A 22,065-nucleotide genomic window follows, 5' to 3' on the forward strand; every position below is an offset into this window, starting at 1 on the left:
GTCGCCAGCCAAGGCGCGGGCCAAGACAGTGAAGAAGTGAGGCACTACCGTCATTCCGGGGCGACACGAAGTGTCGAACCACAAATGCGCAATTGCGCATCGGGGAATCTCGAGATTCCGGGTTCGTGCTTCGCACGCCCCGGAATGACAGACGGATGGATGGCCCTAAGAAGAAGCCATCCGATAGGTCCCACCGATCACGGGATCGCCGTCGGTCGCCACGATGCCGCGCGACACCAGATCTTCCAGATGCGCCAGCACCGAATAGCCGGCTGCACCGCTCAGCCGCGGATCGAGGCCGATATAGATCGCGCGCACCATGGTCGGGATGTCGGTCTCGCCCTTGACAAGGCGATGCAGGATCGAGGCTTCGCGCGCGCGGCGGTGCCGGGTCAGGAAACGCACAAAGCGCGGGCCTTCCGGAATTTCCGGCCCATGGCCTGAGAAATACAGATCCTCAGGGCGGCTCTCCAACCGCGCCAGCGAATCCATGTAGTCGATCATCGAGCCATCAGGCGGGGCCACGATCGAGGTCGACCAGCCCATCACGTGGTCGCCGACGAAACTGATCTTCCGCTCGGGCCAGGCGAACGCCAGATGATTGGCGGTGTGGCCGGGGGTTGCCACCGCTTCCAGCGCCCAGCCGAAGCCCTCGATGGTGTCACCGTTCTTGACCTCGATGTCCGGCCGGAAGTTGCGGTCGGCGCCCGATTCCGGATTGTGCTTCTCGCTCTCGAAGCGCGGCCGCGAGGCGCGGTGCGGTCCCTCGGCGTAGACAGGCGCGCCGGTCGCGGCCTTGATCCGCACGGTGTTCGGCGAATGGTCGTTGTGGGTATGGGTGACCAGGATATGTGTCACGGTTTCGCCGCGCACGGCGTCCAGCAGCGCGTTCGCGTGCGCCTCGTTGTTTGGCCCGGGATCGATGATCGCGACCTTGCCCTTGCCCACGATGTAACTGACCGTGCCGGTGAAGGTGAAGGGGCTCGGATTGTTGCAGAGCACCCGACGTACGCCGGGCCGGGCTTCGTCGACGACGCCCGGCAGGAGCGGAAAGTCGCGGTTGAACGGGATGGTTTCGTTGTCGGTTTCGGCCATGGGAGTTCCTGCACGCTGTCACCAAGCTACAGTCGTCATACCCCGCGAAGGCGGGGTATCCAGTAAACGCCGGCGTTTCGAGACTAAACGGGAGGTCTCTGGGATACTGGATCGTCCGCCCCCCGTGCGCAATTGCGCACTCGGGCGGACGATGACAGCTAAGTTTGACGCCACCTCGGGTGCCCTGTCCAAGGCCTTACGAAAACGCCTGGATGCCCGTGATCGCGCGGCCCAAAATCAGGGCGTGGACGTCGTGGGCGCCTTCATAGGTGTTGACGGTTTCCAGGTTCGAAGAGTGGCGCATCACGTGATATTCGATCTGGATGCCGTTGCCGCCGTGCATGTCGCGGGCGACGCGCGCGATGTCGAGCGCCTTGCCGCAATTGTTGCGCTTGACGATCGAGATCATCTCCGGCGCCACCTTGCCTTCGTCCATCAGACGGCCGACGCGCAACGAGGCCTGCAGGCCCAGCGAGATCTCGGTCTGCATGTCGGCGAGCTTCTTCTGCACCAGCTGGGTTGCCGCCAGCGGCCGGCCAAACTGCTTGCGCTCGAGCGTGTATTGCCGCGCGCGCGCCATGCAGTCTTCGGCGGCGCCCATCACGCCCCAGGAGATGCCGTAGCGGGCGCGGTTGAGACAGCCGAACGGCCCCTTCAGACCGGACACGTTGGGCAACAGCGCGCTCTCGGGCACCACCACGCCGTCCATCACGATCTCGCCGGTGATCGAGGCGCGCAGCGAAAGCTTGCCGCCGATTTTCGGCGCCGACAGGCCCTTCATGCCTTTTTCCAGGATAAAGCCGCGGATCTGGTTGTCATGCGCGGCCGATTTCGCCCAGACGACAAAGACGTCGGCGATCGGCGCGTTGGAAATCCACATCTTGCTGCCGGTCAGCCGGTAGCCGTCGGAGACCTTCTCGGCGCGGGTCTTCATGCCGCCGGGATCGGAGCCGGCATCCGGCTCGGTCAGGCCGAAGCAGCCGACCCATTCGCCGGTCGCGAGCTTGGGCAGATATTTCTTGCGCTGGCTGTCGTCGCCATAGGCGTAGATCGGGTGCATCACCAGCGAGGACTGCACGGAGTTCATCGAGCGATAGCCGGAATCGACGCGCTCGATTTCGCGCGCCACCAGGCCATAGGCGACATAGCTTGCACTGGCGCAGCCATATTCTTCCGGCAGCGTGATGCCGATCAGGCCGAGTTCGCCCATCTCGTTGAAGATCTCGCGATCGGTCTTTTCCTCGAGATAGGCCTTGGTGACGCGCGGCAGCAGCTTGTCCTGCGCATAGGCTCGCGCGGTGTCGCGGATCATGCGTTCGTCTTCGGTAAGCTGCTCGTCGAGCAGGAACGGATCGTCCCACTGGAAACCCGCGGATGTCGGTTTGTCCTTGGACTGAGGGCGCACGCTCATAAAAATCCCTTTCGCATCACTGTCCTCATTGGAGTTGGCGGCCAAATTAGTGCGCTATCGTCCGAAGCGCAATTGAATTGGGCCTTTTACGTCATTCCCCGATGCGCAATTGCGCATCTGTGGGCGCGCGCAGCGCGAGCCCGGAATCTCGAGATTCCGGGTCTGGTTCTAACGCACCATCCCGGAATGGCGAATGCGGCTACCCTTCGAGCCGTTCGTTGGAGACGATCTCGATCCCGAAACCGGACAGTCCCTTGTAGTCATGGACCGACGACGTCAGATGCCGGATCGAAGTGATGCCGAGATCGCGCAATATTTGCGCACCGACGCCGACTTCACGCCATTGCCGGTTGCGATCGGCCTCGGCGGATTTCTGTTCGCCGACCGGCTCGACCGGAACGCCGGCGGCGCCGTCGCGCAAATACACCAGCACGCCGCGGCCGGCCTGCTTGAAATGGTTCAGCACGATCTGCATGCGCGCCTGGCCGGTGAACAGATCCTTGACGATGTTGGGCTTGTGCAGCCGCGTCAGCACGTTCTTGCCGTCGCCGATGCCGTTGTAGACGAAGGCGGCATGCGCGATCTCATCGAACGGCGAACGGTAGGCGTAGCCCTGCAGCGGCCCGATCGGGCTATCCGTTGTAAAGGTTGCGACCCGCTCGATCAGCTTCTCGCGCGCCTGGCGGTAGGCGATCATGTCAGCGATCGTGACGTGCTTGAGCTTGTGGGTGGCGGCGAATTTTGCGACCTGCACGCCCTTCATCACGGTGCCGTCGTCGTTCATCAACTCGGAGATGACGCCGACCGGCGGCAGGCCGGAGAGCTTGCAGAGATCGACCGCGGCCTCGGTATGACCGGAACGCAGCAGCACGCCGCCGTCACGGGCGATCAGCGGAAAGATATGACCGGGCCGGGCAAAATCACTGGCGCCGGCATTCGGGTTGGCCAGCGCCCGGCAGCAGGAGGCGCGCTCGTCCGCCGAAATCCCGGTGCCGCCATCGGGCTTGTAGTCGATCGAGACCGTGAAGGCGGTGGTGTGGTTGGAATCATTATGCGCGACCATCGGATCGAGCCGGAACCGGCGCGCGTCTTCCTGCGTGATCGGCGCGCAGACGATGCCCGAGGTATGGCGGATGATGAACGCCATTTTCTCGGCGGTGCAGAGCGAGGCCGCGACGATCAAATCGCCCTCACCCTCCCGGTCGTCATCATCGGTGACGACGACGAGTTCGCCGTTGGCAAAGGCTTGCAGAACTTCCTGGATCGTATCGGCCATTTTCTCAAATTCTCGCTTTGGACAGGGAGTGCATTAGCCGGACTCATGGGCCCGCGCCAGCATCAATACGCAGGGCAGGACGTCGCCTGCGACGTTTCGCAGTACGAAATCGGCATGCAGGAAACCATTGACCGGGTCCGGCTTCAATCGCCATGGTCGCACCCATAAAAACAAGAAGCACCATTCGGGGAGGAGACATATGCGTTTTCGGTTGAATTTCCACCTGATGGTATGGGCGGGGTTCGCCCTGATGGCAGGGGTCGCGGGCCTATCGCACCCCGCTCCCGCCGCTGGCGTACCAGCCGCTGAGAGCAGCCTGTAGCCCTACCAGTTCACCGCCGCCGCTGCTCGCGCCGTTTGGCGAAGCCTGCAGCAAGGAGGATGCAGAAGGCCCACCCCAGCAAGGGCACAGCTGCGGTGCGCGCAATGGCCCGGTATTGCTCTGCGAGGGCGCCTGCAACCGAGGGAGCGCGCGTCACGATGAGCGGCTCATCCAGTGTCTTGAGGCCGAGTTTCTTGGCCGCATCGCGCGCGATGATCTGCGCGCCGGATACGGCAACGCCCACGAACCGGACATATTCACCGCCGGATTCGTTCCAGAATTGCGGATGCGAGGCGAGAACACGTCCTGAATCCCTGACTTCGCCCGCGACCCAGACTTCAACGGGAAGCTCGGGTCTCCAGCCCTCGCCGACCAGCGGTGCAAGACGGCGGGTGCCGTAACCCTTGCTGCCGCGGCCGCCGCTCATGCGGGCCTCCCCTGCGAATTCGGTGGCAATGCGCCAGCGCGGCGCGGCGTAGCCGGCGACGCCGACACCTTCAGGAATATCGTCGACCAGACGCAGATTGACGGTGCGGCCCCACAACGGTGCATCCACGACAAAGGCCGGCGACACGCCCGTCAATGTCATGATCGCGACCGCAGGCATGCACAGGCCGGGCCGGGATCGCGTGACGCCTATAGCCAGCGGCAAACCGAGCAGGAACACCCCCATGATCCACGGCACAACCGGCGTGTATGCAACGACAAGCGTGCCGAGCGTCAGCTGAAACAGGATCGCAGCCGTTCCCGCCATCAGGCAACCGAACAGCGTGGACGACGCGGCCAGCGACGGGCCCGAACCGCGCGTCCTGTTTGATGACGAGAACGATATCCGCATGCTGATGGGCATTTCCGTGCTTCAATCCGGCTGGCGCATCGCCAAACCCAGGACGGCCCCGCACAGGGCGCCCGCCGCTCCGCCGACGCCCATGGTGCCAAGCGCGCGGGCCGCGTAAACGGTCTCGTGCGGCTTCAATGTCAGCAGCACCAGGAGCATCATGCTCAGCGCTCCCGCGGTGAAGCCGACGGCAGTCAGTCCCGGTACGCGCCTGCCTTGCCATCCCGCGGACGAATAGGCCGCGACCGGCAGGGCGATCAGTGTGGTCGGCGCCGCGAGTAGCGCGCCGAACGAAATACCGGCGAGAGCGAGGAACCTCAGAAAGTCGGGAAACGGAAAATCGATTCCGTCGATCAGATACATCGGCACGACCAGCATCAGCGCTCCCGCCAGGCCGCCGAGCGGGGCGAGCAGCAATCCGATGGCGAGCGCCTTGGCTGCATCGCTCCCGCCCGTCCGCGCGAAAGGCCGAGCCTTCCGGGCCGGCGCTTCACGATCGGACCGGATCATTTCGACGCTTTCCTTCGGTTGTGAGACGAGTGTTCGCAGCCGCCAAAAGAATGGCTGCTCGCCGTGCAATATTCAGTGTCGGTTGTATTAAGTTCGGTTCAAATGCAGACTTGGGAGACTCTGATCCCCCGCGGCGCCTGTCCGTCATCTCTCCGCTTACGGAGATAGAGCGACAGACAGCCTTACGGCAGCACTTCCTTGCGCTCGGCGAGCAGTGCATCCATTTCGGCGCGCTTGTCTCCCAGCAGGTCGGCGGCGGCGGCCTCGATCACGGTATAGAGTTCGTGAGCATCGCTGAGCCGGGTCACGGTGACGTAATCGGCGCCGGCTGCGTAAAGGTCGTTGACGTCGGACAAGAGATCCGCGGTCGCGACGATTTTTGCGGTCGGGTTGAGGGTGCGCACGTGCCGGACCAGTTTCTCGTTGTTGGCGCCCTTCAGGAGCGAATCCGGCACGCTCAGGATGATCAGTTCCGACTTGCCGATACCGGCATGGAGCAGCGTATCGACATTGCTGATATCGCCATAGATCACGTGCAGACCCCGATCGGCCAGCGTCCGGAACACATTGGGATTGAAATCGATCACGGTGATCTGTTCGAGCACGAGCGGATTTTGCCGCTCGATTTCGGCGAGCAGCGCGCTCGCCGCGCGGAAGAAGCCGAGAATGACGATACGGCGTGCCTCATGGCCGCCCTCATGTCCGGCCTCGCCCTGGCCGTGATCGAGATCGCGCAGCCCGATCTTCTTCATTGGACCGATCAGAGCCCGCGTGATCTCATCGCTCTTGCCCATCACGAAGGTGCTGATCACGGCCAAAATGACGAAGGCGAACGACGCCGCGCTCGACGTCTCGGTCCCGATATGGTTCGCGACCACACCGGTCTGGATCACGACCAGCGAAAACTCCGAGATCTGCGCCAGATTGATCGCCGGCAACAGGCTGGCGCGCAGACCCTGTTTCATCAGATAGAGCGGCACAAATGTCGTCACCACGCGGCTCACCACGGTGAAGGCCGCAATCAACAGCGCCAGCCCGATCACCGACGGGCCGGGAATGGGAATGGTCATGCCCAAGGCCACGAAGAACAGCGTGATGAAGAAATCGCGCAGCGTCGTCACCTTGGCGGTGACGTCGAGCGCGTAGGGGAATGTCGAGAGCGAGACACCGGCGACCAGCGAACCCATCTCGCGCGACAGATGCAGCTTCTCGGCAATCTCGCCGATCAGGAAGCACCAGGCCAGCGCGCCGAGCAGGATCAGCTCAGGGCGGCGCGCGATCTGGTGAAACAGCCGCGGCAGCACGTAGCGGCTCAGCACCAAAGCGGTCGCCACCAGCACGCCGACCCGGCCGATCGAGATCAGGATCACGCTCACCTGAAGATTGTCGAGGCTCGGCTGCACGGCGAGGAACAGGATCGCGAAGATGTCCTGCAGCACCAATACACCGAGCGTGATGCGGCCGGGCAGCGTATCGAGCTCACGCTTCTCGTACAGCACCTTGACGATGATAACGGTTGAGGAGAGCGCGCAGGCCACGCAGAGATACAGCGCGTCGAAACGGCCCGCCCCCATCGACAGTCCGATCCCCCAAAAGAACAGGATCCCGAGCAGGCAGCCGCCGACCAATTGCCCGCCCGCGGCGAACAGGATGACCTTGCCGGCGCGCACGATCTTTTTCAGGTCGATTTCCAGCCCGATCATGAACAGCATGAAGATCAGGCCGAGTTCGGAGATGACGTGAATCGAATCCTTTGAATGGACCCATTTCATGCCGAATGGACCAATCAAAAACCCGGCGATAAGGTAAGCGAGGATCAGCGGTTGCCGGGTAAAATGCGCCAGCAAACCAAGCACCCAGGCAAACAGGATGCATAAAGTGATATCGCCGATAAGCTCGTGCATATTTCCTGACTTTTCCTCATTGCAACCTAGAGGCCGGGGCGCAATGGTCAAACGAGCAATGTGTCACATCCGCCTAACAGGTCTCTTTCTAGCGATTCTTGCCTGCCTGTCGATCCTTTACTGCCCGGGAGCGCAGGCGCAGGCGGCCGGCAGTATCCGGCAAAATTTGGAAGGGTTCCTGACGGCGAACCCCGCACGCACCCCCGCTATATCGGGCAGCATCGATAGCAGACATTCCGCTTTCATCCCCCGGCGGCGACCGATTAAGATCATCGGCAAGAACTAACCAAACTACCGGAGGGCCGCGCCAGCGGCCTTCTCAACGAAAAACAAAACGGGAGTGAATGTCCAATGTCTACCGCATCAATCTTTGATTTCGCACCATTGCTGCCGGCCGGATTGCCGGCGCCGGCGGCGCGGTGGACGGGTCTGGCCAAATACAGTTTCGTCGGCGGCAACAATGATCCCGACCAAGTGCCGGTCGATGGCCTGATCGCGGCGATGACTGCCGTGCTCCAGCGCGAGGGCAAGACGCTTGCGACCTACGGCCTCGCCAGCGGCCCGCAGGGTTACCGCCCCCTGCGCGAATTCCTCACCAGGAAACTCAAGCGCGATGCCGGCATCGGCTGCACCACCGACGACGTCATGATCGTCTCCGGTTCGCTGCAGGCGCTCGACCTCGTCAACGCGACGCTGCTGGCGCGCGGCGATACCGTGCTGATCGAACAGGAGACCTATCAGGGCTCGCTGAGCCGGCTGACCCGGCTCGGCGTCAAGACGGTCGGCATTCCCCTCGACGACGAGGGCATGCGGATGGATGCGCTGGCGGCTGTTCTGGCCGACCACAAGCGCCGCGGCATCATGCCGAAATACATCTACACCATCCCGACCGTGCAGAACCCGACCGGCTCGATCCTGCCGGAGGCGCGGCGCGCCGAAATGATAAAACTGTCGCAGGAATACGGCGTGCCGATCTTCGAGGACGATTGCTACGCCGACCTGATCTGGAACGGCCAGCGCCCGCCCGCGATCTATGCGATGAGCAAGCAAGGCGGCGTCATCCATATCGGCTCGTTCTCCAAATCGATTGCGCCGGCGCTGCGGGTCGGATTCATCGTCGCGCCCTGGGAGATGATGTCGCGGATGCTGGCGCTGAAGACCGATGCCGGCTCCGGCGCGCTGGAGCAGATGGTGCTGGCGGAATATTGCACGCCGCATTTCGAAACCCACGTGCCGAAGCTGACACGCGGCCTGCGCGCCAAGCTCGATACGCTGATGGAGGCGCTCAACGAGCAGTTCGGCACATCAGCCGAGTTCGAGGATCCCAAGGGCGGCATCTTCCTGTGGGTCAAACTTCCCGACAATGTCGATACGTTGAAGCTGTATCAGGCAGCGCTGGCCGCCGGCGTCGCCATCAACCCGGGGCCGGAATGGTCGACCGACAAGTCCTATGCCGGCAGCCGCCTGCGGCTGTGCTTTGCCAGCCCCTCTCACGAGCAGATCCGCGAAGGCGTCGCCGTGCTCGCGGACGTCTGCCGCAAGGAGTTCGGTGTGCCCGAGCGAAGCGCCAATGTGGAGAAGCGGGCGCGCAGTTAAGGTGCGCGAGCGCACACCTGAGGTGACCGGCGCCGCCTCCCAGCATCGCCTCGGCATTGCCCTCGTCGTCGCTGCCGCCATCGCCTGGAGCACGGCGCCGTTCTTCACGCGGCTGCTCGCCTATGATTCCTGGACCATCCTGTTCTGGCGGGGGTTGTTCGGCGGCGGCCTGATCGCGGCCATGATGGTGTTGCTGCAGGGTCGCGCCGGCCTGCAGGAGCTGACCAGGATGGGAAAAAGCGGCTGGCTGGTCGCGTCGTATTCGACAGCAGCCATGATCGCCTTCATCCCTGCCCTGCAGCTGACCAGCGTATCCAATGTCGCAATCATCATCGCCACGGGGCCCTTCCTCGCCGCAGCGCTGGCGTGGGCATGGCTGCGAGAAATCCCGAGATTGCGAACCATGCTGGCGAGTGTCGTGGCGCTCTGCGGCGTTGCGATCATCCTCGGCAACGCGCGCGCCGGTTCCGATATCCTCGGAATCGCACTGGCCTGCTTCATGGCACTGGCGATCGCCGCGATGACAGTCATGGTGCGGCGGCACAAAGGCACCTCGATGGTCGCCGCGGCCGCGATCTCGAACATCCTGGGCAGCGTGGTCAGTATTCCCTTTGCTCACGGCATCGCCGGCGTCACCGGGTACGACCTGTTCATTCTTGCGATGTTCGGGTTCTTCCAGGTCGCGATCGGCCTCACGCTGTTCTTCGTCGGCTCACGCCTGTTGCCATCCAGCCAGGCGGCGCTGATCTCGACGCTGGAGACACCGCTGATGCCGTTTTGGGTGTGGCTGGCGTTCGCCGAGGTTCCCGGAATCCGGGTCCTCATCGGCGGCGCCCTTGTCATGGGCGCGGTCATTGCCGACATTATCGGCGACAACCGCGCGCAGCGGCAATCAGGCTGATCTGGCCGACCTGCCCCTCCGCTCTACCGCGACATGGCGACGATCTCGACCCAGTTCGGGTTCTTGCCCACGGCATACTCCTTGAGTTTGGTGAGTTTGCCGGTCGCCTTGTCGATGGCGTAACTCGTCATGCTGTTGGACAATTGGCCGACCGACAACAAATAGCGGCCGGTCGGATCGATGTTGAAGCCGCGCGGCTGCTTTTCGGTCGGGTAGGAATCGATCGGTGTCAGCATTCCCGTCTTGGGATCGACCTTGAATGCCGCAAGCGTGCTGGTGGTGCGTTCGGAGGCGTAGAGAAATTTGCCGTCCGGCGTGAGATGGATATCCGCAGCCCACGGCTTGCCCTCGAACCCCTTGGGCAATGACGTCGCGACCTGAATTTCCTTACCCAGGGTACCGGCCTTGGCATTCCATGGGAAAACGTAGATCGACGCGTCGAGTTCATTGAGCAGATAGACGAACCGGTTGCCCGGCGCGAACACCAGGTGACGCGGACCGGCCTTGGCCTTGACGCTAACGGTCGGTGGATCGTTGGGTACAAGTTTGCCGGTCTTGGCGTCGAATTTTTCCTGGTACACGACGTCGCCGCCGAGGCTGGTGTGCAGCACGTAGCGGTTCGACGGATCGACCACGATGCAATGCGCATTCGGCTGCGTCGCCATGATCTGCTGCGCCGGCTGCACGACGCCGTCGAGGCCGATCGGATTGACCGTGACCTTGTTGCCGCCATAGGAGGCGCTGAGCAGGAACTTTCCGCTCCGGTCGGTGGCGACATAGGCCGTCGAATCGGCCAGCGGACCGGGGCCCAACGGCTTCAATTTGCCGGTCTTGGAATCGATCGAAAAGCTCACCACCGAATATGGCTCGTTGCGCAAGCCCGCAAAGAGACGTTTCTTGTCGGGACTGACCGCCAACGGCAGCGAGCCTCCGGGTTTGGCAGGGCCCGGCACCGCGGTCGTTTCGACCGGTGTCAGTTCGCCGTTCGGCTTGAGTTCCAACACGTGGACGTCCTGGCTGTCGGCATTTCCGACATACACAAACGTCGCAGCACCCGCAGATGACATGAAAACCCCAGCTCCCAGCAAAGCAGCCACGCTGAATATCGCATTAAGACTCGCTCGTGCTCGCACGTTGCCTCCTCATTTCCGGTTGATCGAACAGCGGTTGCCGACGTGATGGATGCGCACCCTATCGCACCGCGAACGGCGCCTGATACGGCCTCCCGAACGGCACGCCGTTGATCACGGTCTGCACCGGTTTCAGCAGCAGCTTGCCCTCGCGCTTGTTGTTGCGGGTGTCGACGAACGAGACCTGCGCCTCCATCAGTTCCATGATCGCGACGTCGCCGGGCGCGCCGACCTGCAGCGTGCCGATTTTCGGTGCGCGGTTGATGATCTTGGCCGGCGCCGAGGTTGCCATCGCCACCACCTGCTCCACCGTAAATCCGAGCGGGATGAACTTGCTCATCACGTTCGGCAGATACGGCATGCCGGGCGAATTGCCGGAGAAGACGTGGATGTCGGACGAGATCGTGTCGGGCGGGCAGCCGCCCGCGATCGCAGGCTCCGCCACCGTGAAATCGAAACTGCCGCCGCCGTGCCCGACGTCGAACATCACGCCGCGCTGCTTGGCGGCAAGCGCTGCCGGCAGCAGCTTGCCATCCTGCACGATGTTGGTGAACACGCCGCCGACGTTCGGTGCGCCGGAATAGGCATGGGTCAGCACGTCGCCCGGCCGCAGCAGATCGAGAATCTGCGACATCAACTCCTTGGTCTCGACGCCGCCGATATGCACCATCATCTTGGCCGGCCAGCCGCACATCTCGCAGGCCTTTATGGCCCGCTTCAGTGGTTCGAGGCCGTGCTTGGCGATGACATTCTCCGACATCCGGACTTTGACGCCGAGCAGGAAATCCGGATTCTCGGCCAGCGCCATGGCGCAGGCGTCGAGCTGCGCGTGGTCGATATTGTATAGTTCGGCGACCGGGAAGCCCGACAGACCGTGATTGGCGATATGGACGAAGGCGTAAATCCGCGCGCGGGATTGCGCCACGACGTAGCGGCGCAGCGCGGCGATATTGTTGACGCCGGCGTCCCCCGCCGACACGACTGTCGTCGTTGCCTGGGCCTGCACCAATTCGTCGGCGGGAATGCCGATCGCCGAGCCATAGGGGTAGACATGGGAGTGCAGGTCGATCAATCCCGGCGTCACCAGTTTGCCGGCAGCGTCGATGGTCTTCGAGGCGCGTGCGGCCGGAATATCGGCCTCAACTGCCTCGATCATGCCCCAGCGAATGCCGATATCACGTTTTCCCCGCAACGACTGGCTGGGATCGAGCACATCGCCGCCCTTGATCACGAGGTCGAACTTGTCGTTCGGGCCCATCGCGGCATTGGCCGGTGCGGACATCGCAGCGACCGCGGCCGATCCTGACAGGCTTAGAAAATCACGGCGTGAAAACCCGCTCATGGCATCGCTCCCCCAGATGATTTTTATGGCGCGATGATGCGCCGGGACCGGGCTTTCCGCAAGCCGGCGCGTGCCTACGCTCAACCCACACGGGTATCAATGACCGTGCGGCCGGACGGTCCGTGGGATCGCGGTTGTCCAGAACGGCCGCGTGTAAACGCAACGTTTCGAGCGTGGGTTATTGGACTAAAGAAACTTGCTCGTGCACGGAACCAACGCACGCATTGCATCCGCAGATCCTTGCTGAACAGACATTCAGAATTCTCTTCAAGTTTCGTCGGAACGTTCCCGTCGATGCGCTGTTCTATCCTCGCTCAATTGAGAAGAGGACAAGTAATGAAGAAGTTTGGATTAGTTTTGGCCGCGCTTGGCGCGATCATCATCGGGGTGCCGTCGATTGCAAGCGCACAGACTGTTGTGATCAAGCGTGGCAGCGGTTATCACCAAGGCCATCACCACTCTCACGGTGCACGCGCCGAATACCGCGGGCATCGTGACCGCGGCTACCATCGCGGACATCGTGGTCATGGTCACCACAACAAGGTCGTGATCATCAAGAAGCATCGTTACTGAGGTTGATGCCTCAGACTTAGGCCTCAACGGAAAATGGCTCCTCGCGGAGCCATTTTCTTTGTTGGTATCGCCGGCTGATTGCTTCGGCTCAGCTGTAGATTTCAAACAGGCCTGCGCCACCCTGGCCGCCACCGATGCACATGGTGACGACGCCCCACTTCGCCTTGCGACGACGGCCTTCCTGCAGGATGTGGCCGGTGAGCCGCGCGCCGGTCATGCCGAAGGGATGGCCGATCGCGATCGAGCCGCCGTTGACATTGTACTTCTCGGGGTCGATGCCGAGCTTGTCGCGAGAATACAGACACTGGCTGGCGAAGGCTTCGTTCAGTTCCCAGATGTCGATGTCGTCGATCTTGAGGCCATGGCGCTTCAACAGCTTCGGCACGGCGAAGATCGGGCCGATGCCCATCTCATCCGGCTCGCAGCCCGCCGCCGCCCAGGCAACGAAACGGCCGAGCGGCTGCAGGCCGCGCTTTTCGGCATCCTTGGCTTCCATCAGCACGACAGCCGCCGCGCCATCCGAAAGCTGGCTGGCATTGCCGGCGGTAACGTATTTGCCGGCACCCTTGACCGGCTCGAGCTTGGCAAGGCCTTCCATGGTGGTCTCGGGACGGTTGCACTCGTCGCGATCGACCGTGTAGTCGACGATGCTTTCCGCTTTCGTCGCCTTGTCGACCACCTTCATCCTGGTCTTCATCGGGACGATTTCGTCCTTGAACTTGTTGGCCTGCTGGGCGGCGGCCATGCGACGCTGCGATTCCAGCGAATACTCGTCCTGGTATTCGCGGCTGAGCTTGTAGCGCTCGGCGACGATGTCGGCGGTATCGATCATCGCCATGAAGATGTCGGGCGCGGTCTTGAGCAAATCCGGATCGATCGATTCCTTGGGCGAGCCGCCGCCGGGAATCGAGATGCTTTCAACGCCGCCAGCCACGATGCAATCGGCGCCGTCCGAGCGGATCGAGTTGGCGGCCATCGCGATGGTCTGCAGCCCCGAGGAGCAGAAGCGGTTGACCGAAACGCCGGCCGTCGACTTTGGCATGCCAGCGAGCAGCGCAGCCTGGCGGCCGATATTGGGCGCGCCATGCGCGCAATTGCCGAGATAGCAGTCCTCGACGTAGTCCTTCTCGACGCCGGCGCGCTCGACCGCGTGCTTGATGGCGTGGGCCGCCATCGACATCGGAGGGGTGATATTGAACCCGCCGCGGCCGGACTTCGCCAGCCCCGTACGTGCATAGGAAACGATAACAGCTTCACGCATTTTCTAGACCTCCCTTTGATGCCACCCAGTATGGACTGGACCTCAGCCCGTGTGTAGCGAAAAACCTTGAATTCCGGCGGACGGAAAAGGAGGAATCGCCTTCAATCCCACGCCGGCCCGAAGGCGGGATTTACACAACGTTTGTCCTTCGGCAAGGCCGCGATTGCCTTTCGATCGTCGTCATCAACCCGCAGCTGCAGCGCGTCGAGATTGGCCTTTTGGCTTTCGGCGCGCGAGGCCTTCGGGATCGCGGCGACGCCGTCCTGGTCGAGCAACCATTTCAGCGCCACCTGTGCGGCGCTGGCATTATGCTTGCGCCCGATCGCGGTCAGCGTCTCGTCGGAGGCCACGCGGCCCTGCGCCAGCGGGCAATAAGCAACCAGCGGAATCGATTTGGCGGTGAGATATTGGCGCAGCTTTGTCTGATCCAGCATCGCGTGGTATTCGACCTGGTTGCAGACAATCGGAGCCTTGATCTCCTCGACCACGGTTTTCAAGAGCGCGATGTTGAAATTGGCGACCCCGATGGCGCGGGTGCGGCCTTCCTGCTTCAGCTTCATCAGCGTTTCGAAGATCGCCGGCAGGTTCATATCTCGTGACGGCCAGTGCACCAGATAGAGATCGACCTGATCGAGCCGCAACTTCTTCAGGGAAGCATCGAAAGCCCGGCGGATCGCGTCCGGCGCCAGGTTTTCGTTCCAGACCTTGGTGGTGACATGCAGGTCCTTGCGGGCGATGCGCGAGGCCGCGATGGCAGCGCCAATCGGCTCCTCATTGCCATACATTTCCGCGGTGTCGAGATGCCGGTAACCCAGCGCCAGCGCGCTTTCGACCGCGGCGCGGCAGCCATCGCCCTGCAGGCGAAAGGTGCCAAGTCCAAGCCTCGGCAGGGCAATGCCCTGCGTTTGCAGATTTTCCATTGAATGCTCCCGAAGGCGTAAAGTGTCGCGGGGAAGACGAAAGCCGCATGGACGGCATTGGATTGCGTGGGATAGATCGCTATAAATAGACTGCCCGCAAGGCGCTGGGCAAATCAAGATCAGGTCAGGGAGAGCGATGGGCAACGCGTTGCAACGATGGCTGGATTCGCATCAATTGCCGGCGATCGCCGCCGCCGTGCTCGGCGTGATCACGACGCTCTCCGTGCTGATCGTGGCTGTCTTCTTTCTGATCGGAAAACCCTGAGCGACCGCCGCTATCGCTGCCAGTTGCAGATGCCGCCGGACCTGCACGGCCAGGTTTGAATCCGGGTATCGCGCGCCTGCGCATCGAGCGGATTGTGGCGCGGCTTCGCCAGCTTCGCACGCGCTGCGGCACGCGGCGCCTCAGTGCTGGTCTTCTCGGCCTGAGATTTGGCGACATGCGCCTTGCGTGGCGGCAGCTTGGGCCAGATCGTCGAATCCAGATCCGCCTCCGTGTCCTCCGACCTTGCCTCGATCCGAACGGGCCCGAACCGCGCCTCCGGCCCGATCCGCTTGGGCGACAATACGGCCCTGGGAAGATCAAGGCTGAGCAACTCACCCGGACGATACTCGGCCGCCGTCGCGGCGCCGGCCAATGCCAAAAACCCCGTGCAAACCGCTGCAGCTAAAGCGCTTTTCAGGACCATTATGGGCCTCCTGAAATGAATAAAAATAAAGGTAACTGAGACCATCATGTAGGAAGCCGGCAGGGCCTTTTCCAGCCGAAATTTTCGGCAAGGTTACCCGCTAACTACGCCGGCCGCGAAAAATCCGCGGCCGGTCGCCCGGAACCTATTCCGCGGCTTGCGCAACCGGCTGACCGATCGTGCCCTCCAGCCGCGCGCATTCCTGGCGGTAGCGCGCGACATTGGCCTCCTTGATGTGGCCGTAGCCGCGCACGAGGTCAGCCATTTTCGCCAGCGCCACCAGCCGCGGCCAGTCCTGCGGTTTGGCCGTGTCGAGGTGGCGGAGGATCATGTCAGAATATTCGCCCGGCAGTGCCCGCTCCATCCGGCGCTCGGAGGTATAGCCGAACGGATCGAACGCGGTGCCGCGCAGGAATTTGAAGCGCGTCAGGACATCGAACGCCTTGAGGATCCAGCCACCGAATTCACGCTTGCGCAAATGCCCGGTGACCTTGTCGCGGCGCGCCAGCAAGGGCGGCGCCAGGCTGACTTTGACGCTCGCGTCGCTGTCGAACTGCTCCTTCAGCGCTCTGGCAAATTCGCCGTCGGAATAAAGCCGGGCAACTTCGTATTCATCCTTGTAGGCCATCAGCTTGAACAGGCCCTTTGCAAAGGCTTCGGTGAGGTCCTGCGCTGCAGGCGAAGCCTTGGCTTCGGCGGCACGCACCCGCGCGACCTCGGCAAGGTAGCGCTTCGAATAGGCCTCGTTCTGGTAGTCGGTCAGGAAGCCAGCACGGTGAGCGATGGTCTCGTCCAGCGTCCGCTTGACCGGCGCTGTGCCCTGCGCCTTGAAGCGCGCGGCGCTGACCACACGTTGCAGGTCGTGCGCGGCAAGCCGGCCCCAGGAGAACGCGAGTTTGTTCATCTCGATCGCCGCGCCGTTGAGGTCGATCGCCTTCATGATCGCCTCCAGTGACAGCGGAATCGTGCCGCGCTGAAATGCAAAGCCCAGCATAAAGGAGTTGGTCGCGATGCTGTCGCCCATCAGGGACGAGGCGAGACCGGTCGCGTCCAGAATATCGAGATCGCTGGCGCTGACGGCCTCGTTGAGCGAGTCCCGCATCGCGCCGGCCTGGAAGTCGATATCGGGATCAATGACAAAACTTGCGGTCGGCAGCAGATCGGCGTTGACGATCGCGCGCGTCAGGCCGCGCTCGGCCCGGCTCAGCGCCGGGATGCTGGTGGCGACGACGATGTCGCAGCCGAGAATGAGGTTGGCGGTGCCGGGCCCGATCCGGACATTGGCGAGATCGTCAGCCGACGGCGCGATGCGGACGTGGCTCATGACCGCGCCGTTCTTCTGCGACAATCCCGTGAAGTCGAGCGTCGAGCAGGCCCTGCCGTCGACATGCGCGGCCATGCCGAGCAACGCGCCGATGGTGATGACGCCGGTGCCGCCAATGCCGGTGACGAGGATGTTGAACGCGCCATCCAGCGCGGGCAGCGTCGGCTGCGGCAGATCGGCGAACAACGCCGACGGGTCGGCCGCGGCGCGATCGGCCTTCCGCAACTTGCCGCCATGCACGGTAACAAAGCTCGGGCAAAAGCCTTCGATGCAGGAGAAATCCTTGTTGCAGTTCGACTGGTCGATCCGGCGCTTGCGGCCGAGTTCCGTTTCCAGCGGCTGCACCGAGACGCAGTTGGAAGCAGCCGAGCAGTCGCCGCAGCCTTCGCAGACGCGCTCATTGATGAAGACGCGCTTCGGCGGATCGGGATAGAGCCCGCGCTTGCGGCGGCGGCGCTTTTCGGCGGCGCAGGTCTGGTCGTAGATCAGGACCGAGAGACCTTTGACGTCGCGCAGTTCCTTCTGCACGGCGTCGAGTTCGCGGCGGTGATGAACAGTCGCGCCTGCGGGGAAATAGTTGCTGGGGTATTTATCGGGATCGTCAGAGACGATCGCAAGACGCTTGGCGCCTTCGGCGGAAACCTGATGCGCGATCTGCGACACGGTCAGGCCGCCCTCGGCCGGCTGGCCGCCCGTCATCGCGACAGCGTCGTTGTAGAGGATCTTGTAGGTGATGTTGACGCCGGCGGCGGAAGCGGCGCGCAGCGCCAGCAAGCCCGAATGCGTGTAGGTGCCGTCGCCGAGATTCTGGAACACGTGCTGTTCGCTGGTGAACGGCGCCTGCCCGATCCAGGTGACGCCTTCGGCGCCCATATGCGAGATCGTCGCGGTGCGGCGGTTCGGCACCGAGAGCGCCATGCCGTGACAGCCGATGCCGGCCATCGCGCGGCTGCCCTCAGGCACTTTGGTGGAGGTGTTGTGCGGGCAGCCCGAGCAGAAATACGGCGTGCGCTGCAGCTTTGCCGCACCAATGCCCTCCGCGGGCCGGTCGAACGCTTCGAGTTTTGCCAGGCGCTGTTCCAGCGCCGGGCTGCGATGGCCGAGCCGGCGGAGCCGCGCCACCACGGCCGCGGCGACCATGGTTGGCGTCAACTCGCCTTCGCTTGGCAGCAGCATCGCGCCAGTCTCGTCGCGCTTGCCGACCACCGAGGGGCGCCTCATAGCATCGACATTGTAGAGGATGCGCAGCAGCTGATCCTCGATGAAGCCGCGCTTCTCCTCGACCACAAGCACGTCCTGCAGGCCTTCGGCGAACGCGCGTGCGCCGTGCTCCTCCAGCGGCCAGGTCAGCGCGACCTTGTAGATGCGCAGTCCCAGCGCCTGCGCTTCGGCGTCGGTAATACCAAGATCGGCCAGCGCCTGGCGCAGGTCGAGATAGGCCTTGCCGGTCGCCATGATGCCGAGCCGCGCCGGCTTGGAATCCAGCACGATACGGTCGAAGCGATTGACGCGGGTGAAGGCGGCGATCGCCTGCATCTTCGGGCCGTGAAGCCTGCGCTCCTGCTCCAGCGGCGCGTCCGGCCAGCGGATGCCAAGCCCGCCCGGCGGCATTTCGAAATCGGTAGGGATGATGATCTTGATGCGATCGGGATCGCTGACGATCGAGGCCGAGCTTTCGACCGTCTCGGAAATCGCCTTGAACCCGACCCAGCAGCTCGAGTAACGCGAAAGCGCAAACCCAAGAATCCCGAGGTCGAGATAGTCCTGCAGCGTCGCAGGATTGACCACCGGCATCAGTGCCGCCGCAAACACCTGTTCGCTCTGATGCGCCAGCGTCGAGGACTGGCAACCATGATCGTCACCGGCCAGCGCGATCACGCCGCCATTGGGCGAGGTGCCGGCAGAGTTGGCATGCTTGAGCGCGTCCATCGAGCGATCGACGCCGGGACCCTTGCCGTACCAGATGCCGAACACGCCATCGACCTTGGCGCCCGGGAACATCCCGACCTGCTGGCTGCCCCACACCGCCGTGGCCGCCAGATCCTCGTTGAGGCCGGGCGCGAACTCGATGTTGTGTTCCTTGAGGAAGGATTTCGCACGCCACAGCGCGTGATCGTACATGCCGAGCGGTGAACCGCGATAACCCGAAATGAAACCTGCGGTGTTGAGTCCCTGCGCGCGGTCGCGTTCGCGCTGCAACATGGGCAACCGGACCAGTGCCTGCGTACCGGAAAGAAAGATGCGTTTCGCATCCAGCCGGTACTTGTCGTCCAGCCCAACTTCCATCAACGCCATTTTTCGCTCCCCGTCGCGCTTTTCTGTGCCGGCTGTTTTGAACCGGTCTAATTGGAGCCAGAATGCACCGGTTTTGCTATGCATGCCCAGCCTGAATGCATGGCGGCAGGACATATCTCGGCTGCGATGTGGATTACGGTCGCACCCTTGCCGAAACCTGTCTTCTTTGAAACGCTGGACGGCAAACGAAAGAGTCAAGGAAACCTCAGAGATGACAGAAGCGGCATTCACGACCGAGATACTGGAGAGCGGCGATGTGCTCGTCGGGCCGTGGCGGGGCCCAAAGCAGATGCTGCAGGCGCAGGTCTACGATTCCCACGCCTCGATCCATGACGACGCGACGGCGCAAAAGCTCGGCTTCAAGGGCGGCACCATCGAAGGCCCGACTCATTTCAGCCAGTTCGCGCCGCTGTGCGAACGGATCTGGGGCCAGGCCTGGTTCGAGACCGGCTGCCTTTCGGCGCATTATCGCAATCCTGCTTTCGAAGGCGAGGAGGTCCAGGCCAACATCGAAAAGCCGAAACCGGGCCAGACCGTTTGCGCCATCGGCATGACCAAACGCGACGGCACCGAGATTTTGCGCGGCACTGCGTCGGTCGGCGGCGATGGGACGGAAACAGCGCTGCACCGGCGGCTCGGCGAACTCAAGCCGCTCGCTGACCCCGTGATCCTCGCCGACCTCAAGGTCGGCATGAAGACCGGCCGGCAAACCGTGAAAATGGATTTCGACCAGAACATGGGCGATCTCTATCCGTTTTCGCTGGCCGAGAAGCTCAAGGTCATCACCGAACCCTCGGCGTATTATTCGCAGGAACTCAATCCCTGGGGCCGGGCGATTATCCCCATGGAGATGCTGAGCGTGCTGTTTCAATACCGCGCGCGTGAGGATCGGCTGCCGATCCGCGGCCCCGCCGTTGGACTGTTCGCGGACCAGGAAATCCGTCTGCTGCGCGGGCCGCTTTTCGCCGGCGAGAATTACACGACCGAGCGTGAGGTCGTCGCCTTGAGCGGCAGCCGCCGCACCGAGAGCGTGTGGGTGCGCACCACCGTATTCGGCGCCGACGACAAGCCGGTCGCCACCATGCTGCTCAATCATGCGAGCATGAAGGATTCCTACGCCAATTACGCGAGCGAGCATAAAGCGCTCTATGGCTGAGGTGGCGGTGCCGGACGATCTTGCCAGATAAGGAAAAGAAGAAAATGGCCCGCCTGCCCTATCTCGAAGCCGACCAGGTCGCGCCTGAGTATCGCGACATGCTCAAGCGCAACACCAATTTGCACAAGCTCCTGGTCAATTCGCCCGACATGGCGCGCGCCTTCAACGGCATCGGCGGCTACATCCGCTTCCAGAGCAAGCTCGATCCGCGCCTGCGCGAGCTTGCGATCCTGCAGGTCGGCTGGATGGAGAAATCGGAATATGAATTCACCCATCATGTGAAGATCGGCAAGGAGTTCGGCGTCACCGACGACGACATCAAGGCGATGATGGCGGAGACCGAGGGCAAGCCCTCGAACCTCGAACCGCTGGCGAAAGCCATCCTGCGCGGCGCCCGCGAGATGGTGCGCGAGCTTGCCATGTCGGATGCGACCTTCGCCGAGATCAAACAAGACCTCTCCGACGAGCACATGACCGACCTCGTAGTCACCATCGCGTTCTACTGCGCCGTGGTCCGCGTGCTGGCGACGATGAAGATGGACAACGAGCCCTATTACAAAGAGGTACTGCAACAGTACCCGATCCCGGGAGTGGAGTGAAATGCGCCTGAAAGATCGTGTCGCCATCGTGGTCGGCGCCGGCCAGAGCCCCGGCGAAGGCATCGGCAACGGCCGCGCCACCGCGCTCACCTTCGCGCGCGAGGGCGCCAGGGTGCTGTGCGTCGATCACCATCTCGAATCGGCGCAGGAGACCGTCGACTTGATCGCGGCCAAACAGGGTACGGCGATCGCCTTCAAGGCCGACGTCACCAAGAATGCCGACATCAAGGCGATGGTGGCGGATGCGCATGGCCGCTGGGGCCGCATCGATATCCTGCACAACAATGTCGGCGTCAGCCTGTCCGGCGGCGACGCCGAACTGCTTGATATCACCGAGGAGGCGTTCGATCGTTGCGTCGCGATCAATCTGAAGAGCTGCATCCTCGCCGCCAAGCATGTGATCCCGATCATGCGCCAGCAAAACAGCGGCAGCATCATCAACATCTCCTCGATGGCTGCGATCACCACTTATCCATACGTCGCCTACAAGGCGACCAAGTCCGCGATGATCGCCTTTACCGAACAGCTCGCCTACCAGAACGCGCAATATGGCATTCGCGCCAACGTCATCCTGCCCGGCCTGATGAACACGCCGATGGCGGTGGATACCCGCGCGCGCGAATTCAAGAAGACCCGCGCCGAGGTCGAAGCCGAACGCGACAGTAAGGTTCCGCTGCGCCAGAAGATGGGCACCGGCTGGGACGTCGCCAATGCCGCGCTGTTTCTCGCATCCGACGAAGCGAGTTTCATCACCGGCGTGACGTTACCGGTCGATGGCGGCGCGAGCGTGCGCCGCGGTTAAGGATTGTGGCGCTTTGACGCAATGCAGCACGTCACGATTCGAGACAGTTGAAATATTCCAATGACACGATGATGTGACGGCGCATCATCGCACGTCCAAATCCTGACTCGTTGTGGTCGCA

General features: G+C 62.8%; 19 protein-coding genes. 7 read left to right on the plus strand and 12 right to left on the minus strand.

The window, feature by feature from the left end; translation table 11 throughout:
• Nucleotides 1-165 precede the first annotated feature (165 nt).
• The 6 genes from JQ611_RS24015 to JQ611_RS24040 all read right to left on the minus strand — a co-directional run bounded on the left by JQ611_RS24015 (nucleotide 166) and on the right by JQ611_RS24040 (nucleotide 7,356).
• The gene (locus JQ611_RS24015; protein ID WP_212269687.1) at nucleotides 166-1,095 is read right to left on the minus strand and encodes an MBL fold metallo-hydrolase; all 930 of its coding nucleotides are present in this window, start codon (nucleotides 1,093-1,095) and stop codon (nucleotides 166-168) included.
• 196 nt (nucleotides 1,096-1,291) lie between these two features.
• The gene (locus tag JQ611_RS24020; protein ID WP_212269688.1) at nucleotides 1,292-2,506 is read right to left on the minus strand and encodes an acyl-CoA dehydrogenase; all 1,215 of its coding nucleotides are present in this window, start codon (nucleotides 2,504-2,506) and stop codon (nucleotides 1,292-1,294) included.
• Nucleotides 2,507-2,705: 199 nt separating this feature from the next.
• Nucleotides 2,706-3,782, minus strand: a complete 1,077-nt coding sequence (gene ribB, locus JQ611_RS24025; RefSeq protein ID WP_212035364.1) for a 3,4-dihydroxy-2-butanone-4-phosphate synthase — start codon at nucleotides 3,780-3,782, stop codon at nucleotides 2,706-2,708.
• Nucleotides 3,783-4,114: 332 nt separating this feature from the next.
• Nucleotides 4,115-4,954: a hypothetical protein gene (locus tag JQ611_RS24030; protein ID WP_212466782.1), complete on the minus strand. Its 840-nt coding sequence runs from the start codon at nucleotides 4,952-4,954 to the stop codon at nucleotides 4,115-4,117.
• Nucleotides 4,955-4,963: 9 nt separating this feature from the next.
• Complete coding sequence (locus tag JQ611_RS24035) at nucleotides 4,964-5,452, minus strand: hypothetical protein (protein WP_212269690.1); 489 nt, start codon at nucleotides 5,450-5,452, stop codon at nucleotides 4,964-4,966.
• A gap of 182 nt (nucleotides 5,453-5,634) precedes the next feature.
• Entirely contained in the window at nucleotides 5,635-7,356 is a 1,722-nt protein-coding gene (locus tag JQ611_RS24040; protein ID WP_212269691.1) for a cation:proton antiporter, read from the minus strand.
• 351 nt (nucleotides 7,357-7,707) lie between these two features.
• Between JQ611_RS24040 and JQ611_RS24045 the strand changes: the two genes are divergently transcribed.
• On the plus strand, nucleotides 7,708-8,952 hold the full coding sequence (locus JQ611_RS24045) for a PLP-dependent aminotransferase family protein (RefSeq protein ID WP_212269692.1): 1,245 nt from the start codon (nucleotides 7,708-7,710) through the stop codon (nucleotides 8,950-8,952).
• 1 nt (nucleotide 8,953) lies between these two features.
• Nucleotides 8,954-9,853, plus strand: coding sequence for a DMT family transporter (locus tag JQ611_RS24050; protein WP_312012127.1), 900 nt, complete (start codon nucleotides 8,954-8,956; stop codon nucleotides 9,851-9,853).
• Nucleotides 9,854-9,876: 23 nt separating this feature from the next.
• Here the strand turns inward: JQ611_RS24050 and JQ611_RS24055 are convergent, their stop codons facing one another.
• Complete coding sequence (locus JQ611_RS24055; RefSeq protein ID WP_212466784.1) at nucleotides 9,877-10,920, minus strand: beta-propeller fold lactonase family protein; 1,044 nt, start codon at nucleotides 10,918-10,920, stop codon at nucleotides 9,877-9,879.
• 124 nt (nucleotides 10,921-11,044) lie between these two features.
• Nucleotides 11,045-12,325, minus strand: a complete 1,281-nt coding sequence (locus JQ611_RS24060) for an amidohydrolase family protein (RefSeq protein WP_212466785.1) — start codon at nucleotides 12,323-12,325, stop codon at nucleotides 11,045-11,047.
• Nucleotides 12,326-12,661: 336 nt separating this feature from the next.
• Here JQ611_RS24060 and JQ611_RS24065 point away from each other — a divergent pair, with 336 nt between their 5' ends.
• Nucleotides 12,662-12,898: a hypothetical protein gene (locus JQ611_RS24065; RefSeq protein WP_212385863.1), complete on the plus strand. Its 237-nt coding sequence runs from the start codon at nucleotides 12,662-12,664 to the stop codon at nucleotides 12,896-12,898.
• Between the two features lie 88 nt (nucleotides 12,899-12,986).
• Here JQ611_RS24065 and JQ611_RS24070 read toward each other — a convergent pair whose 3' ends face one another.
• Both JQ611_RS24070 and JQ611_RS24075 read right to left on the minus strand, forming a co-directional pair.
• On the minus strand, nucleotides 12,987-14,159 hold the full coding sequence (locus JQ611_RS24070; RefSeq protein ID WP_212385862.1) for an acetyl-CoA C-acyltransferase: 1,173 nt from the start codon (nucleotides 14,157-14,159) through the stop codon (nucleotides 12,987-12,989).
• A 101-nt stretch (nucleotides 14,160-14,260) separates the two neighbouring features.
• Nucleotides 14,261-15,079, minus strand: a complete 819-nt coding sequence (locus JQ611_RS24075) for an aldo/keto reductase (RefSeq protein WP_212466786.1) — start codon at nucleotides 15,077-15,079, stop codon at nucleotides 14,261-14,263.
• 136 nt (nucleotides 15,080-15,215) lie between these two features.
• Between JQ611_RS24075 and JQ611_RS42540 the strand changes: the two genes are divergently transcribed.
• Nucleotides 15,216-15,344, plus strand: coding sequence for a hypothetical protein (locus JQ611_RS42540; RefSeq protein WP_283813476.1), 129 nt, complete (start codon nucleotides 15,216-15,218; stop codon nucleotides 15,342-15,344).
• Nucleotides 15,345-15,354: 10 nt separating this feature from the next.
• Here JQ611_RS42540 and JQ611_RS24080 read toward each other — a convergent pair whose 3' ends face one another.
• Nucleotides 15,355-15,768 carry a hypothetical protein gene (locus JQ611_RS24080; protein WP_212466787.1) on the minus strand — a complete coding sequence of 138 codons (414 nt, stop codon included), beginning with the start codon at nucleotides 15,766-15,768 and terminating at the stop codon, nucleotides 15,355-15,357.
• Between the two features lie 145 nt (nucleotides 15,769-15,913).
• Nucleotides 15,914-19,387 (minus strand): indolepyruvate ferredoxin oxidoreductase family protein, encoded by a 3,474-nt coding sequence (locus tag JQ611_RS24085; protein ID WP_212466788.1) that lies wholly within the window; start codon nucleotides 19,385-19,387, stop codon nucleotides 15,914-15,916.
• A 211-nt stretch (nucleotides 19,388-19,598) separates the two neighbouring features.
• Here JQ611_RS24085 and JQ611_RS24090 point away from each other — a divergent pair, with 211 nt between their 5' ends.
• From JQ611_RS24090 to JQ611_RS24100, 3 genes are read left to right on the plus strand one after another with little or no spacing between them, the layout of a single operon-like run.
• On the plus strand, nucleotides 19,599-20,543 hold the full coding sequence (locus JQ611_RS24090) for a hypothetical protein (protein WP_212466789.1): 945 nt from the start codon (nucleotides 19,599-19,601) through the stop codon (nucleotides 20,541-20,543).
• Nucleotides 20,544-20,587: 44 nt separating this feature from the next.
• Nucleotides 20,588-21,142, plus strand: coding sequence for a carboxymuconolactone decarboxylase family protein (locus tag JQ611_RS24095; protein ID WP_212466790.1), 555 nt, complete (start codon nucleotides 20,588-20,590; stop codon nucleotides 21,140-21,142).
• A 1-nt stretch (nucleotide 21,143) separates the two neighbouring features.
• Nucleotides 21,144-21,944, plus strand: coding sequence for an SDR family NAD(P)-dependent oxidoreductase (locus JQ611_RS24100; protein WP_212269703.1), 801 nt, complete (start codon nucleotides 21,144-21,146; stop codon nucleotides 21,942-21,944).
• Nucleotides 21,945-22,065 lie beyond the last annotated feature (121 nt).

This window comes from Bradyrhizobium sp. AUGA SZCCT0182 (assembly GCF_018130185.1).
In the GTDB taxonomy this organism is placed as follows: domain Bacteria; phylum Pseudomonadota; class Alphaproteobacteria; order Rhizobiales; family Xanthobacteraceae; genus Bradyrhizobium.

Bases quoted from the DNA above. Each gene is read 5' to 3' on its own strand.
- JQ611_RS24015 (WP_212269687.1), bottom strand. From the start codon at position 1,095: ATGGCCGAAACCGACAACGAAACCATCCCGTTCAACCGCGACTTTCCG.
- JQ611_RS24020 (WP_212269688.1), bottom strand. From the start codon at position 2,506: ATGAGCGTGCGCCCTCAGTCCAAGGACAAACCGACATCCGCGGGTTTC.
- ribB (WP_212035364.1), bottom strand. From the start codon at position 3,782: ATGGCCGATACGATCCAGGAAGTTCTGCAAGCCTTTGCCAACGGCGAA.
- JQ611_RS24030 (WP_212466782.1), bottom strand. From the start codon at position 4,954: ATGCCCATCAGCATGCGGATATCGTTCTCGTCATCAAACAGGACGCGC.
- JQ611_RS24035 (WP_212269690.1), bottom strand. From the start codon at position 5,452: ATGATCCGGTCCGATCGTGAAGCGCCGGCCCGGAAGGCTCGGCCTTTC.
- JQ611_RS24040 (WP_212269691.1), bottom strand. From the start codon at position 7,356: ATGCACGAGCTTATCGGCGATATCACTTTATGCATCCTGTTTGCCTGG.
- JQ611_RS24045 (WP_212269692.1), top strand. From the start codon at position 7,708: ATGTCTACCGCATCAATCTTTGATTTCGCACCATTGCTGCCGGCCGGA.
- JQ611_RS24055 (WP_212466784.1), bottom strand. From the start codon at position 10,920: ATGTCATCTGCGGGTGCTGCGACGTTTGTGTATGTCGGAAATGCCGAC.
- JQ611_RS24060 (WP_212466785.1), bottom strand. From the start codon at position 12,325: ATGAGCGGGTTTTCACGCCGTGATTTTCTAAGCCTGTCAGGATCGGCC.
- JQ611_RS24065 (WP_212385863.1), top strand. From the start codon at position 12,662: ATGAAGAAGTTTGGATTAGTTTTGGCCGCGCTTGGCGCGATCATCATC.
- JQ611_RS24070 (WP_212385862.1), bottom strand. From the start codon at position 14,159: ATGCGTGAAGCTGTTATCGTTTCCTATGCACGTACGGGGCTGGCGAAG.
- JQ611_RS24075 (WP_212466786.1), bottom strand. From the start codon at position 15,079: ATGGAAAATCTGCAAACGCAGGGCATTGCCCTGCCGAGGCTTGGACTT.
- JQ611_RS42540 (WP_283813476.1), top strand. From the start codon at position 15,216: ATGGGCAACGCGTTGCAACGATGGCTGGATTCGCATCAATTGCCGGCG.
- JQ611_RS24080 (WP_212466787.1), bottom strand. From the start codon at position 15,768: ATGGTCCTGAAAAGCGCTTTAGCTGCAGCGGTTTGCACGGGGTTTTTG.
- JQ611_RS24085 (WP_212466788.1), bottom strand. From the start codon at position 19,387: ATGGCGTTGATGGAAGTTGGGCTGGACGACAAGTACCGGCTGGATGCG.
- JQ611_RS24090 (WP_212466789.1), top strand. From the start codon at position 19,599: ATGACAGAAGCGGCATTCACGACCGAGATACTGGAGAGCGGCGATGTG.
- JQ611_RS24095 (WP_212466790.1), top strand. From the start codon at position 20,588: ATGGCCCGCCTGCCCTATCTCGAAGCCGACCAGGTCGCGCCTGAGTAT.
- JQ611_RS24100 (WP_212269703.1), top strand. From the start codon at position 21,144: ATGCGCCTGAAAGATCGTGTCGCCATCGTGGTCGGCGCCGGCCAGAGC.